Here is a 14,225-nt window from a genome sequence, read left to right on the forward strand (position 1 = left end):
GGCTTACTCGACAAAACAAAACGCCCCGTTTTTGGCGGGGCGTGTGAAAAATCAGCGGGTCAGGCGCTTGTAGGTCATGCGGTGCGGATTGACCGCCTCCGGACCCAGCCGGCGGATCTTGTCCTGCTCGTAATCCTCGAAGTTGCCCTCGAACCATTCGACGTGGCTGTCGCCCTCGAAGGCCAGGATATGCGTGGCCAGACGGTCGAGGAACATACGATCGTGAGAGATGATGACGGCGCAGCCGGCATAATTCTCAAGCGCATCTTCAAGTGCCGCCAGCGTTTCGGTGTCGAGGTCGTTGGTCGGTTCGTCGAGCAGCAGAACGTTGCCGCCATTGCGCAGCATCTTGGCAAGATGCACGCGGTTGCGCTGACCGCCCGAAAGGTTGCCCACCTTCTGCTGCTGGTCCTGTCCACGGAAGTTGAAGGACGAGCAGTAGGCGCGGGTGTTCGCTTCGAACTTGCCGAGCTTGACGACTTCAGCACCACCCGACACCTCTTCCCACACGGTCTTGTTGGGATCGAGCGCATCGCGGCTCTGGTCGACATAGCCGAGCCTGACCGTCTCGCCGACGCGGATCGAACCGGCATCCGGCTTTTCCTGCCCGGTGATCATGCGGAACAGCGTGGTCTTGCCCGCGCCGTTCGGACCGATGACGCCGACGATGCCGCCCGGAGGCAGCTTGAACGACAGGTTCTCGATCAGCAGCTCGTCACCGAAACCCTTGGACAGGCCCTCGACCTCGATGACCACATTGCCCAGCCGCTCGCCATGCGGGATGACGATTTGGGTGTCGGTCGGACGGCGCGAATCCGCTGCGGTGAGCAGATCCTCGAACGCCTTGATACGGGCCTTGGACTTGGTCTGGCGGGCCTTGGGGCTGGACTGGATCCACTCGCGCTCGCGGCTGATGGCGCGTTGGCGCGCATCGTCCTCGCGGCCTTCCTGCTTGAGGCGCTTGGCCTTGGCTTCCAGATATTTGGTGTAGTTGCCCTCGTACGGAATGCCGCGGCCGCGGTCTAGCTCCAGAATCCAGCCGGTGACATTGTCGAGGAAGTAGCGATCGTGGGTGATGAGCAGCACCGAGCCCTTGTAGGCGCGCAGATGCTTTTCCAGCCACGAGGTGGTCTCGGCGTCAAGGTGGTTGGTCGGTTCGTCGAGCAGCAGAAGATCGGGCTCTTCAAGCAGCAGGCGGCACAGCGCCACGCGGCGGCGCTCGCCACCCGAAAGCTTGGTCACGTCCGCATCCTTGGGCGGACAGGCCAGCGCATCCATGGCCATCTCGACCTGCTGTTCGAGATCCCACAGGTTCAGGCGGTCCATCTCGTCCTGAAGCCTGGCCGACTCGTCCGCCGTCTCGTCGGAATAGTTCATCATCAGCTCGTTGTAGCGCTCGATGATGGCCGTCTTCTTGGCAACGCCGTCCATGACGTTTTCGAACACGGTCTTTTTCGGGTCGAGATCCGGCTCCTGCGCAAGGTAGCCGACCGTGGCACCCTCAGCCAGCCAGGCTTCGCCGGTATATTCCTTGTCGAGCCCGGCCATGATCTTCAGGATCGTCGACTTACCGGCGCCGTTGGGTCCCAGAATGCCGATCTTGGCGTCCGGGTAGAATGAAAGATGGATATTCTCCAGCACCTTCTTGGTGCCGTAGGCCTTGTTCAGGCCGGCCATGTGATAGATGAACTGGCGTGCCACGCGCTCTTCCTTGAACAATTCGTGATCGGAGGTTGGCCGCTATGTAGGCGAAAGACCGGCTGGGGGCAATGCCCCTGCTCCGCCGGCCGGGCCGGCCTGATGGCGCCTGTCAGGGCTTTATATAGGTGTAACCCTGCTGTTGCAGATGACTGAGTTCGGCAACGCCGGAGGGAACGATGTCGTCGTCGAAGACCTCGAACAGCTCCGATTCGAAATCGATGTGACGGCCCGTCAGCGTGTTGTTGCACACCAGAAAGGAGACGTTCTGCGTCTTCAGGCTGGTCACCGCCGACTGCAGCGTGACATCATCCTGCGCCTGCATCAACAGCTTCAGCCCGTCGCCGTGAAGAACGATCTTCACCTCTATATTGTCGCGCCCCACCGCGTTGACGTGATTCTGGACATTGGTCAGGGCCGCCTTGTAGAGCTTGCCCTCGGGACCACCATCGCCATTGATGTGATAGACAACCTTCTGCTGGCCGTAGCGTTCGCCCGCGCCGGCGGGGCCTGATGTCGAAAAAACAGCCATTGCCATCATGACGATTGCGATCCCAAGTCTCAACTTCATCGATATATCCTCCCTGAAAGACATATCGATATATCATGTTTATTGCATATAATACCCGTAACCGTCATTTTGCCGGGACCCGTTCATAAAACAAGGTGACAGCTGTACACGGAAACTGATCCCGCCGCCCCCGGAGCGTCTTGCCGGACACGCGAAGGGTGCCCCCCCCCCACAGGTGCGGGCCTGATCCTTCAGTCGCCGCGCGCATCATTCCATCTCAATTCATCATGACCCGTCTGAAGCTGTTGCACGTAAAAGCTTTCTGTGCAGCCATGCGGCTGGCGCTCCCTTGCCCGTAAGGACATCGGACCCGCGCCAATCGTGCAGTTTTCCGGCGGGCGGGAACAAAGATGAGCTTCAGCGACCGACAAACGCTTTCGACCAGCAGCGGGGCAACGCTGAACCTGTATGTCGAGCCTGCCTCGGCAGTGCCACGCGGCGTCATCCAGATCAATCACGGCCTTGCCGAACATGCCGCCCGCTACGCGGCCTTTGCGAAACTCCTGTCCGCCCACGGCTTCCACGTCTATGCGCATGACCATCGCGGCCACGGCTTCACCCGCGCGCCCGATGCGCCCCCCGGCCGCTTTGCGGCCCCCGATAAGACCCAAGGCCGCTTTGCCGGCAAGGATGGCGTGGACAAGCTGATCGCCGATGTCGATGCCGTCCACGACCTCATCGCCCAAAAACACCCCGGCCTGCCGGTCATCGTTTTCGGCCATTCGATGGGCGGCATGATCGCGCTCAACTATGTGCTGCGTCACTCCGGCCGCATTCATGCCGCTTCCGTCTGGAACTCGAATTTCCAGTCTGGCCTTCCCGCGCTCGCCGCACGCGCAATTCTTGCCCTTGAGCGCTTCCGCCTCGGCTCCGACGTGCCTTCGCGGCTTCTGCCGAAGCTGACCTTTGAAGCATGGGGCAAGGCGGTTCCCGGCCATCGCACGCTCTTCGACTGGCTGTCGCGCGATCCGGCCGTGGTCGATGCCTATATCGCCGACCCGCTCTGCGGCTGGAATGCGTCGGTCTCGCTGTGGATCGACCTGTTTCGCCTTGCCGGCAACGGAGCCGACAATGCGCAATTCGCCGGCATCCGCCGCACCCTGCCCTTTTATCTGGTCGGCGGCGAAGGCGATCCTGCAACGGATGGCGGCAAAAGCATGCGCCAGCTTGCCTCGCGCATGAAGACCATGGGCTTTTCCGACGTGACCACGACCATCTGGCCGCAGACCCGCCATGAAAGCCTCAACGAGATCAACCGGGACCAGATCATGGCCGGCTTCATGGCGTGGCTGGAAAGGGTCTGCCCCGCCGGATCTGGCCCATCTCACCCAGCGTGACAGCATCGGAAAGCCTTGCTACCACCTCTTCAACCTTCATTACAAAGCAGTGAGCAGACCATGGCCCCTCCACCACTCCAAGGCATCCGCGTCATCGAACTGGCCCGCATTCTGGCCGGCCCATGGGCAGGGCAGGTGCTGGCCGACCTTGGCGCCGACGTCATCAAGGTGGAGAGCCCGCAGGGCGACGATACCCGTAAATGGGGACCGCCCTTCGTCGAGGGCAAGGACGGCGAGAACCTGTCGGCCGCCTATTACCATTCCTGCAACCGCGGCAAGCGCTCGATCGCTCTCGATTTCTCCACGCCGGAAGGTGCTGAGACCGTGCGCCGGCTGGTGGCCGACGCCGACATCCTCATCGAGAACTTCAAGCTTGGCGGCCTGAAGAAATACGGCCTCGACTACGAAAGCCTGAAGGCGGTCAATCCGAAGCTCATCTACTGCTCGATCACCGGCTTCGGGCAGGATGGACCCTATGCGCCCCGCGCCGGCTACGATTTCATCGTGCAGGGCATGTCCGGCCTGATGTCGATCACCGGCGAGCCGGATCGCGAGCCGCAGAAGGTGGGCGTCGCCGTCACCGACATTTTTACCGGCCTCTATTCGGTCATCGCCATGCAGGCGGCGCTGCGCCATGCCGAGAAGACAGGAGAAGGCCAGCACATCGATATGGCCCTGCTCGACACGCAGGTGTCGGTTCTCGCCAACCAGAACCTGAACTATCTGGTGTCCGGCACCGCGCCCAACCGCATGGGCAACGCCCATCCCAACATCGCGCCCTATGAGGTGCTGCCGGTCAGCGACGGCCACTTCATCCTTGCCGTCGGCAATGACAGCCAGTTCGCCAAATTCTGCGCTGTCATCGGCCGCGCCGAACTGGCTGAAGACCCTCAATTTGCCACCAATTCGGCACGCGTCGCCAACCGCCATGCGCTGCGCGGACACACCGTGCCCGCACTTGCCCGTTTCGGGCGCGCCGAAATCCTTGCCGCGCTGGAACAGGCTGGCGTGCCGGCCAGCCCGATCAACGACATTTCCCAGACATTCGCCGACCCGCAGGTGGTGGCGCGCGGCATGCGGCTTGATCTGGACGACGGCCACGGCAACGCCCTGCCATCGGTGCGCGCGCCGATGGTCATGTCGGCCACGCCGCTCGCCTATGAGCGCCCGTCGCCGCGTCTGGGCGAACACACTGAGGACATACTCGCAGAGCTGGAGGAGCGTAAGTCGCGATGAAAACCGGAGGACAACTGATCGTCGAGGCGCTGGAAGCCAACGGCACCGACCGCATCTTCTGCGTGCCGGGCGAATCCTATCTGGCCGTGCTCGATGCCCTGCATGATTCCGACATCCGCACCATCGTGTGCCGGCAGGAGGGCGGGGCCGCCATGATGGCCGACTGTCAGGGCCGCCTCACCGGCCGGCCCGGCGTCTGCTTCGTCACCCGCGGCCCCGGCGCCACCAATGCCTCTGCCGGCGTTCACATCGCCATGCAGGATTCCGTACCGATGATCCTCTTCATCGGTCAGATCGCCAGTCACGCAAAATATCGCGAGGCGTTTCAGGAGGTCGATTACCACGCCTTCTTCGGCGACATCGCCAAATGGGTGGTCGAGATCGACGACGCTGCCCGCATCCCTGAACTGGTGACGCGCGCCTTCGCCGTCGCCACTTCCGGCCGCCCCGGACCCGTCATCGTGTCGCTGCCCGAAGACATGCTGGTCTCCGAAGTCGAGGCGCCGCAGGCCCTTCCCTTCACGCCGGTCGAGACCCGCCCGGGCGATGCGGAGCTGAACCAGCTCGAAAAGCTGCTCGGCGAGGCGAAGCGCCCCTTCGTCATCCTCGGCGGCACCCGCTGGAGCGAAGACGCGGTTGCCCATATGCGGCAGGTCGCGGAAGACTGGGCCCTGCCGGTCGGCGTCTCCTTCCGCCGCCAGATGCTGTTCGATCATTGCCATGAAAACTACGCCGGCGATGTCGGCATCGGCCTCAACCCGAAACTGGCCGACGCTATCAGGCAGGCAGATCTCATCCTGCTTGTCGGCGGCCGCTTCGGCGAGATGCCCTCGTCCGACTACACGCTGATGAAGAGCCCCTATCCGGACCAGAAGCTGGTCCATGTCCATGTCGACGCCAATGAGCTCGGCCGCGTCTACCGGCCGACCCTTGCCATCAACGCCTCGCCTTCCGCTTTCGTCGAGGCCTTCGCCTCCCGCAAGCCGAGGACCGCACCGGTCTGGGCGAGCGAGACGAAGCAGCGCCATGCCGATTATCTGGCATGGTCCACCCCGCCGAAGACAGGCCCCGGCGCGGTGCAGATGGGTCCGATCATGGATTATCTGGAGGGTGTGCTGCCGGAAGACGCGATCATTTGCAACGGCGCCGGCAATTTCGCCACCTGGATGCACCGTTTCCACCGCTTCCGGCGCTTCAACACGCAGGCGGCCCCGACCTCCGGTTCCATGGGCTACGGCGTGCCGGCGGGCGTCGGCGCGAAAAGCGTGTTTCCGGATCGCGAAGTGATCGTCTGGGCCGGCGACGGGGATTTTCTGATGCACGGTCAGGAGTTCGCGACCGCAGTGCAGTATGATCTGCCCGTGATCGTCGTCATCCTCAACAACGGCATCTACGGCACCATCCGCATGCATCAGGAGCGCGAATATCCGGGCCGCGTTTCCGGCACCAGCCTGAAGAACCCGGACTTCGCCGCCTATGCGCGCGCCTTCGGCGGCCATGGCGAGACCGTGGAGAGCACCGATGCCTTCGCTCCCGCCTTCGAGCGGGCCCGGGCAAGCGGCAAGCCGGCGATCATCGAGATCAAGCTTGATCCCGAAGCGATCACGCCCGCGCGCACGCTGACCGACGTCCGCGAGAAGCGCTAGCCAGCTTTCCGCCTGCGGGAAGGCAAATGAAAGCATGCGGCCGGTTTATCGCGAGATTTCCGGCCGCATCGTTCCTTCACGGGAGCATGTATCGAAACTACCTCTGGCAGCAGCTCCAGCGCTGGCCGTCGAAGTCGCTCCTTTCGCGGGGGGCGTGATTGAAACTTTTACCTGGCAATAGGTGAAGGAAAATGCGGACGCTTTGGTTCCTTCGCCGAAGCGTGGATCGAAACTGCAATGGCGAGGAAGAAACCCGCGAGATCATCGTGTCGCTCTCTTCGCGGGAGCGTGGATCGAAACCAGTTTTTCCGCTTCTGCATCACCGGGGAAAACCAACTACCGCGCCCGCTCTCACCGGCGCGGCGGTTGATGCCTTCGCGAGAAACGCTGAAGCCTCAAGGCTCTCCGAAACTGGCGAGCCCTTGCGGCAATCAGGCCGCGGCCAGCGCCTGCTCCAGATCGGCAACCAGATCGTCGGGATGCTCGACGCCGATCGACAGGCGGATGGTGGTTTCGAGCACGCCAATGCGCTGGCGCACCTCCAGCGGCACACCCGAATGGGTCATCGCCGCCGGATGGCTGGCCAGCGATTCCGTGCCGCCGAGACTGACCGCCAGCTTGAACAGCAGCAACGCGTTGAGGAACGCAAAAGCTGCCTTCTCGCCGCCGCGAATGTCGAAGGAGAAGGTCGAGCCCGCCCCCGTGCACTGGGCCTGAAATACCTTGGCTTCCGGGCTGCCAGCGTCGAGGAATGGCAGGTAATGGACCTTTTCCACCTTGTCATGGTCGCGCAGGAATTGCGCCACAACCTTCGCATTGGCATCGGCCTTCTCCATGCGCAGCGCCAGCGTTTCCAGCGAGCGGCCGAGCATCCAGCAGGAATGCGCGTCGAGCTGGGTGCCGATGGCGCCGCGCAGCGCCTTGATCGGTTTGATGACGTCCTTCGGCCCCATCGCGGCCCCGGCGATGAGATCGGAATGGCCGCCGACATATTTGGTCAACGAATAGAGCGACACGTCCGCGCCGAGTTCCACCGGGCGCTGGAAGACCGGCCCGAGCATGGTGTTGTCGCACATCACCACCGGGCGGTGGTCCTGCGAACTGCCAAGCTCATCCGCCACCTGCCGCATCAGCGCGAGATCAATGACGCTGTTGATGGGATTGGACGGCGTTTCCACCAGAATGATCGACACCCGCCCCTTTGCGGCGGCGTCTTTCGCCGCCTTGCGAACCGCCTCGCCATCCACGCCATTGGAGAAGCCGACGGCCTGGATGCCAAGCCCGGCCAGCGTGCGCGCCAGCAGTGTTTCGGTACCGCCATAGAGCGGCTGCGAGTGCAGGATGACGTCACCCGGCTTCGCGTAGGCGAGGATCGCCGTCGAGATGGCGGACATGCCGGACGAGAACAGCACGCAGCTGTCGGTGTTTTCATAAACCGCCAGCCGATCCTCGACGATCTCGCTGTTGGGATGGTTGAAGCGCGAATAGACCAGTCCCGCGCTGGTGCCCTGCGGCGGCTCCTTGCGGCCGGAGGTGTAGTCGAAGAAATCGCGCCCCTCCTCGGCCGAATGAAACACGAAGGTCGAGGTCAGGAAAACCGGCGGCTTGACCGCGCCCTCCGAAAGCAATGGGTCGAACCCGTAGCTCAGCATCATCGTCTCGGGATGCAGCTTGTGATTGCCGATATGGGTTCTGGAGGGTTTTGGCGCGGTCATGACGGCTCCCGAAGCGGCCTTGCGGCCCATTTTTCAATCCTTTGCGCAATCTAGCCAAAGAATGACGTGCAGTCCTTGCTATTTTAAGCTGATTGTGACTGAAACACCGCAATTCATGCCCACGGACAGCCAAAAATGACGCAAAAAATTGCCGATGAGTTCGACCGGAAAATTCTCAGCCAGTTGCAGGCGGATGCGCGGCTGCCCAACATCGATCTGGCCGAAAGGATCGGCCTGTCGCCCTCGCCCTGCCTGCGGCGTGTGCGGCGGCTGGAAGAAAGCGGCGTCATCCGCGGCTACACAGCGCTGGTCGACCCCGCCGCCTTCGGCTGGACCATGACGGCGCTCGCCACCATCCGGCTCGTCCAGCAGAACGAGGACTACATCGTCATGTTCGAGCAGGCCGTTCAGGAGTGGGATGAGGTTCTGGAATGCCATCTCGTCACCGGCCAGCGGGACTATCTGCTCAAGGTCGCCGCCTCCGGCCTCGGCGAATATGAGCGCTTCATCAAGGAAAAGATCGCGCGCCTGAAATGCGTGGCCTCGATCGAGACCTCCTTCATCATGAGCACGATCAAGGAACGGCGCATCTGAGCGAATGTGAAAGGGGCGGTTTCCCGCCCCTTCTCTTCCTCGCGTCCAATGCCTGCGTCTATTGCAGCGCCTTGTCGGTGATCGCCGTGGTGTAGGCGCCCTCCGGCTCCTTGGTGATGATCTTCTGGTCGAGAAGCGCCTTTGCGGTGCGCTCATAGACCACCGGGTCGAGCTTGCCGTCGCCGATCAGCTTGCCGACCTCACCCACCATGCGCTTCTGGTGGTTTTCGTCCTCGCCACCGGCTTCCATGACGGCTTCAGCCGCTTCTTCCGGATTGTCGACGGCATATTTCCAGCCTTTCATGGAAGCACGCACGAAGCGCACCATCTTGTCCTCGAAGGCCGGATCCTTGAGATTGTCCTCGATGACATAGAGCCCGTCCTCCAAAAGGTCGTTGCCGAGTTCGGTGTAGTTGAAGACCACGAGATCCTCGGGCTTGAAGCCGGCATCGATCGCCTGCCAGTATTCGTTATAGGTCATCACCGAGATGCAGTCGGCCTGCTTCTGGATCAGCGGCTGCACGTCAAAGCTCTGCTTCAGCACGGTCACGCCGTCCGCTCCGCCTTCGGTGGGCAGCCCCAGCTTGTTCATCCACGCATAGAACGGATATTCGTTGCCGAAGAACCACACACCCAGCGTATGGCCCTTGAAGTCTGCTTCGGTCTGCACCGGGCCATCCTTCGGGCAGATCAGTTCAAGGCCCGACTTGGCATAGGGCTGGGCGATGTTGACGAGATTGACGCCCTTGTCGCGCGCGGCCAGACCCGCCGCCATCCAGGTCACGATCACATCGGCGCCGCCGCCGGCGATCACCTGCTCGGGCGCGATATCGGGGCCGCCGTTCTTGATCTCGACGTCGAGCCCTTCCTCTTCATAAAAGCCCTTTTCCTTGGCCACGAAATAGCCTGCGAACTGGCCCTGAGCCACCCATTTGAGCTGCAGAACCACCTTGTCCGCAGCCATGGCCTGTGCGGCGGCAAGGGACATCGCCCCGGCAAGCAACGATACGAGCATTTTTTTCATTGTTCTCACCCTCTGAAAAGCCATCTACCCACCACGGACAGACGGGTGCCAAAACGTGACGGCGCGCTCCACCAGCGCCACCACGCCATAGAACAGCGTGCCGGCCACGGCCGCCACGGCAATCTCCGCCCACACCATGTCGATGTTCATGCGCCCGACTTCGGTGGAGATGCGGAAGCCCATGCCGACCACCGGCGTGCCGAAGAATTCGGCCACGATCGCACCGATCAGCGCCAGCGTCGAACTGATCTTCAGCGCGTTGAAGATGAACGGCATTGCCGCCGGCAGGCGCAGCTTGAACAGCGTCTGCCAGTAGCCGGAGGCATAGGTGCGCATCAGGTCGCGCTCCATGTGGCTGGAGGCGGACAGGCCGACCACGGTGTTCACCAGCATGGGGAAGAAGGTCATGATCACCACGACCGCCGCCTTGGACTGCCAGTCGAAGCCGAACCACATGACCATGATGGGGGCGACGCCGATGATCGGCAGCGCCGCCGCCATGTTGCCGATGGGCAGAAGCCCGCGCCGCAGGAACGTGAAGCGGTCGGCCGCGATGGCAGCAATGAAGCCGCTGGCGCAACCGATGACATAGCCGGCCAGAACCGCCTTGAAGACGGTCTGGCGCACATCCGCCATCAGCACCCCGGTCGAAGTCGCGATCCGGGCCGCGATGGCGCTGGGCGGCGGCAGCAGCAGAAAGGGGATGCCCGCGCCGCGCACCACGGCTTCCCACACGATCAGCACCCACGCGCCGAAGATGATCGGGATGATGATGCCGAGCGCCTTTCGGGCATGATGGGAAGCCGGCTTTTGCGCGGACAGGATCGTCACGCAGCACCATGCGAGAAGCCAGGCTGCGCCAAGCGCCAGATAGAACGAAGCGCCCGCCTGCCCCTCATGCCCGGCGATGCCGCTGAGCAGCAGCCATGCCGCCCCATGCGCGCCGATGAAGAGAACCACCGCCTGCGCTATGGGTTTCGCCGCCATCACCCATGTGCCGGCCGCCGCCAGCGCGATCAGTCCGAGCGCCGGCCAGATATTGTCCGGCCCCCCGCCGGCAGCGGTTGCCGCCTGCAGGACTGCGCCGACGATAACCGCCAGAAGCGCGGCCGGGACCTGCCATGGAAGTGAAACCTTCATGCCGGCCTCCCACCCATGGCGCGGTCGGTCAGGCGTCCGGCCAGCCCGACCAGCGCCACCAGTATCACCGCGACGATCGAGCCGGCCACCAGTGCTGCCCAGATGTCGATGGTCTGGCTATAATAGGATCCGTTGAGCAGCCGCGCGCCGATGCCGGCCACCGCCCCGGTCGGAAGCTCGGCCACGATGGCGCCGACGAGGCTTGCCGCCACCGCCACCTTCATGGAGGCGAACAGGAACGGCAGCGATGCCGGTACCCTGAGCTTCCAGAACACCTGCGGGCGGGTGGCGTTATAGGTGCGCATCAGGTCGAGATGCATGACTTCGGGCGAGCGCAACCCCTTCACCATGCCGACGGCGACGGGAAAGAACGACAGATAGGTCGAGATCAGCGCCTTGGGAAACAGCCCGGTGATGCCGATGGAGGCGAACACCACCACCACCATCGGCGCGATGGCGAGGATGGGAATGGTTTGCGAGGTGATGATCCACGGCATCAGGCTGCGGTCGAGCGATGCGAAATGCACGATGCCGACGGCGATCAGAATGCCCAGCACGGCCCCGAAGGCGAAGCCCACGAAGGTCGAGGACAGCGTCACCCATGAATGGTAGATCAGGCTGCGGTTGCTCCATGGCTTCACCGTGAAGGTGGACTTGTAGAAATTCTGCGCCACCTGATGCGGAGCCGGCAGCGTCGGCTTCGGCTGCGACCACGTCCGCATCAGGAACTCCAGCGTGCCGGGCTGTTCGCCGGCGCGGCGGTCGAGATCGCGCTGGAACGGTCCGTTCAGTTGCACGGCAAAGGCGTACCAGGCCACCACCATTATCACCAGCAAGGTGGTCACGGGGATGATCTTGGATCGGAAACTGTCCATGTCAGCCCTCAATCCTCATAGGAGTGGCCAGCCTTGAGGCCGTCGCGCACGCGCGCCGCGATGGCGAGGAACTCCGGCGTCTCGCGAATGTCGAGCGGCCGCTCGCGCGGCAGGTTGGTCTCGATCACGTCGGTGACGCGCCCCGGGCGCGGCGACATCACCACGATGCGGGTGGAAAGATAGACCGCCTCGGGGATCGAATGGGTGACAAAACAGATCGTCTTGTTGGTGCGCGCCCACAGCTCCAGCAATTGCTGATTGAGATGATCGCGCACGATCTCGTCCAGCGCGCCGAAAGGCTCGTCCATCAGAAGCAGATCGGCATCGAAGGCGAGCGCGCGGGCGATCGAGGCCCGCTGCTGCATGCCGCCCGAAAGCTGCCACGGATATTTCTTCTCGAACCCGGCCAGATTGACCAGTTCGAGCGTGCGCCTGATGCGCTCCTCCCGCTCGGCTTTGGAAATCCCCATGATTTCCAGCGGCAGCGCCACATTGTCGGCAATGGTGCGCCATGGCAGCAGGGCGGCCGCCTGAAACACATAGCCATAGGCACGGCGCTCGCGCGCCTGTTCCGGCGTCATGCCGTTGACCAGAATGGTGCCGGAGGTGGGCTTTTCCAGATCGGCGATGACCCTCAGCAGCGTGGTCTTGCCGCAGCCGGAGGGGCCGATGAACGACACGAACTCGCCTTTGCCGATGGTCAGGTCGACATTGCTGAGCGCCTGCACCGGGCCGTCATTGGTATTAAAGGTGAGACCAAGCTTGCTTGCGGCCACCACGGTGGCGAGCCCGTTTTCACCGGCCGGAAGTGGGGAGGAAGGCTTGTGGGTGGCAATTGCATTCATGAAATCAGGCCCTTCCCCGGTCATTATTTCTGGTCCTCATCCGCCTCACACTCCCGTCGCCGGGATGCCGCTGCGCTCGATCCTGCGCGGTGCCGTGATCTCCTTCCATGTCGAGAGCGCCCGGTTGGGCGCCGGATTGGGCTTGCGCGCCACGAACGCGCCGTGGCCCGGCCTCGTCCTCATCTCGGTTTCCTGAACCACCAGCTCTCCGCGCGAGAAGACGAAGCGCGGCATGCCGGTCACCTCCATCCCCTCGAAGACGTTGTAGTCGATCACCGATTGCTGGCTGCCGGCCGCAATGGTCTTCGTCCGCTTCGGGTCCCACACCACGATATCGGCGTCGGCGCCTTCCACGATCGCGCCCTTCTGCGGATACATGTTGAGGATCTTCGCGATGTTGGTGGAGGTCACCGCCACGAACTCGTTCATGGTCAGCCGCCCGGTGTTGACGCCCCTCGTCCACAGCACCGGCATCCGGTCTTCCAGACCGCCGGTGCCGTTTGGAATTTTCGTGAAATCGCCGACGCCATAGCGTTTCTGCTCGGTGGTGAAGGCGCAATGGTCGGTAGCCACCGCCTGAAGCGAGCCCGATTGCAGGCCGGCCCATAGCGAATCCTGGTGCAGCCGGTTGCGGAAGGGCGGGCTCATCACCCGGCGCGCCGCGTGGTCCCAGTCCCGGTTGAAATATTCGCTTTCATCCAGAGTCAGGTGCTGGATCAGCGGCTCGCCATAGACGCGCATGCCCTTGCTGCGCGCCCGGCGGATAGCCTCGTGGCTCTGCTCGCAGGATACATGCACCACATAAAGCGGCACGCCCGCCATGTCGGCGATCATGATGGCGCGGTTGGTGGCCTCGCCCTCCACTTCCGGCGGGCGCGAATAGGCATGGCCCTCAGGACCGTTATTGCCCTCGGCAAGCAGTTTCTGCGACAGGGCGGCGACCACGTCGCCATTCTCGGCATGGACGAGCGGCAGCGCGCCAAGTTCCGCGCAGCGCTGGAACGAGGCATACATCTCGTCGTCGTCCACCATCAGTGCGCCCTTGTAGGCCATGAAGTGCTTGAACGAGGGGATGCCCTTATCCACCACCTGCGCCATCTCGTCGAAAACCTGCCTGTCCCACCAGGTGATGGCCATGTGGAAGGAATAGTCGCAGGCCGCCTTCGAGGTCTTGTTGTCCCACATCTGCAGGGCTTCGAGCAGTGATTGCTGCGGCGCCGGCAGGCAGAAATCGACCACCATGGTGGTGCCGCCGGCAACGGCAGCGCGGGTGCCGCTTTCGAAATCGTCGGCGGAATAGGTGCCCATGAAGGGCATTTCGAGATGGGTGTGCGGATCGATGCCGCCCGGCATGACATAGCAGCCGGTGGCGTCGAATTCGTGGTCGCCGTGCAGACCCGTGCCGATGGCCACGATCCTGCCGTGCTGCATGAGCACGTCGGCCTTCCACGTGCGGTCGGCGGTTACGACGGTGCCGTTCCTGATGACTTTCGACATTGTGTTCCCCTTGTTGCTGCCGCTTCTTCGTGAGCGGCTTTAAGCAT

Annotated in this window: 12 protein-coding genes; 4 read left to right on the forward strand and 8 right to left on the reverse strand. The window is 63.0% G+C overall.

From position 1 onward, the window contains the following. Nucleotides 1-51: 51 nt before the first annotated feature. Nucleotides 52-1,701 (reverse strand): energy-dependent translational throttle protein EttA, encoded by a 1,650-nt coding sequence (ettA, locus tag MIC97_RS05280; RefSeq protein ID WP_239799150.1) that lies wholly within the window; start codon nucleotides 1,699-1,701, stop codon nucleotides 52-54. 109 nt (nucleotides 1,702-1,810) lie between these two features. Next, nucleotides 1,811-2,269, reverse strand: a complete 459-nt coding sequence (locus MIC97_RS05285; protein WP_239799151.1) for a DsrE family protein — start codon at nucleotides 2,267-2,269, stop codon at nucleotides 1,811-1,813. A gap of 350 nt (nucleotides 2,270-2,619) precedes the next feature. Between MIC97_RS05285 and MIC97_RS05290 the strand changes: the two genes are divergently transcribed. From MIC97_RS05290 to MIC97_RS05300, 3 genes are read left to right on the forward strand one after another with little or no spacing between them, the layout of a single operon-like run. Continuing rightward, on the forward strand, nucleotides 2,620-3,606 hold the full coding sequence (locus tag MIC97_RS05290) for an alpha/beta hydrolase (RefSeq protein ID WP_239799152.1): 987 nt from the start codon (nucleotides 2,620-2,622) through the stop codon (nucleotides 3,604-3,606). Nucleotides 3,607-3,666: 60 nt separating this feature from the next. After that, complete coding sequence (locus tag MIC97_RS05295) at nucleotides 3,667-4,842, forward strand: CaiB/BaiF CoA-transferase family protein (RefSeq protein ID WP_239799153.1); 1,176 nt, start codon at nucleotides 3,667-3,669, stop codon at nucleotides 4,840-4,842. After that, nucleotides 4,839-6,488 (forward strand): thiamine pyrophosphate-binding protein, encoded by a 1,650-nt coding sequence (locus tag MIC97_RS05300; RefSeq protein WP_239799154.1) that lies wholly within the window; start codon nucleotides 4,839-4,841, stop codon nucleotides 6,486-6,488. Before MIC97_RS05295 ends, MIC97_RS05300 begins: the two co-directional genes overlap by 4 nt. Before the next feature lie 431 nt (nucleotides 6,489-6,919). On the opposite strand, the gene MIC97_RS05305 is transcribed toward MIC97_RS05300, so the two are convergent. After that, entirely contained in the window at nucleotides 6,920-8,203 is a 1,284-nt protein-coding gene (locus MIC97_RS05305; protein WP_239801040.1) for a cystathionine gamma-synthase family protein, read from the reverse strand. 135 nt (nucleotides 8,204-8,338) lie between these two features. On the opposite strand from MIC97_RS05305, the gene MIC97_RS05310 reads away from it, so the two are divergent. After that, entirely contained in the window at nucleotides 8,339-8,797 is a 459-nt protein-coding gene (locus MIC97_RS05310) for an Lrp/AsnC family transcriptional regulator (protein WP_183831187.1), read from the forward strand. Nucleotides 8,798-8,855: 58 nt separating this feature from the next. On the opposite strand, the gene MIC97_RS05315 is transcribed toward MIC97_RS05310, so the two are convergent. The 5 genes from MIC97_RS05315 to hydA are packed head-to-tail and all read right to left on the reverse strand — an operon-like array spanning nucleotide 8,856 to nucleotide 14,178. Then, nucleotides 8,856-9,821 carry an ABC transporter substrate-binding protein gene (locus MIC97_RS05315; RefSeq protein ID WP_239799155.1) on the reverse strand — a complete coding sequence of 322 codons (966 nt, stop codon included), beginning with the start codon at nucleotides 9,819-9,821 and terminating at the stop codon, nucleotides 8,856-8,858. A 24-nt stretch (nucleotides 9,822-9,845) separates the two neighbouring features. Further along, nucleotides 9,846-10,961: an ABC transporter permease gene (locus MIC97_RS05320; protein WP_239799156.1), complete on the reverse strand. Its 1,116-nt coding sequence runs from the start codon at nucleotides 10,959-10,961 to the stop codon at nucleotides 9,846-9,848. Continuing rightward, nucleotides 10,958-11,836 carry an ABC transporter permease gene (locus MIC97_RS05325; RefSeq protein ID WP_239799157.1) on the reverse strand — a complete coding sequence of 293 codons (879 nt, stop codon included), beginning with the start codon at nucleotides 11,834-11,836 and terminating at the stop codon, nucleotides 10,958-10,960. The genes MIC97_RS05320 and MIC97_RS05325 overlap by 4 nt, the downstream gene beginning before the upstream one ends. Before the next feature lie 8 nt (nucleotides 11,837-11,844). Next, a complete protein-coding gene (locus MIC97_RS05330) occupies nucleotides 11,845-12,681 on the reverse strand; it encodes an ABC transporter ATP-binding protein (protein ID WP_239799158.1) in 837 nt (278 codons plus the stop codon). Nucleotides 12,682-12,726: 45 nt separating this feature from the next. Further along, the gene (hydA, locus tag MIC97_RS05335) at nucleotides 12,727-14,178 is read right to left on the reverse strand and encodes a dihydropyrimidinase (RefSeq protein WP_239799159.1); all 1,452 of its coding nucleotides are present in this window, start codon (nucleotides 14,176-14,178) and stop codon (nucleotides 12,727-12,729) included. Nucleotides 14,179-14,225: the final 47 nt, after the last annotated feature.

The sequence above is a fragment of the Aquamicrobium sp. NLF2-7 genome (assembly GCF_022359935.1).
Taxonomy (GTDB): Bacteria; Pseudomonadota; Alphaproteobacteria; order Rhizobiales; family Rhizobiaceae; genus Mesorhizobium; species Mesorhizobium lusatiense.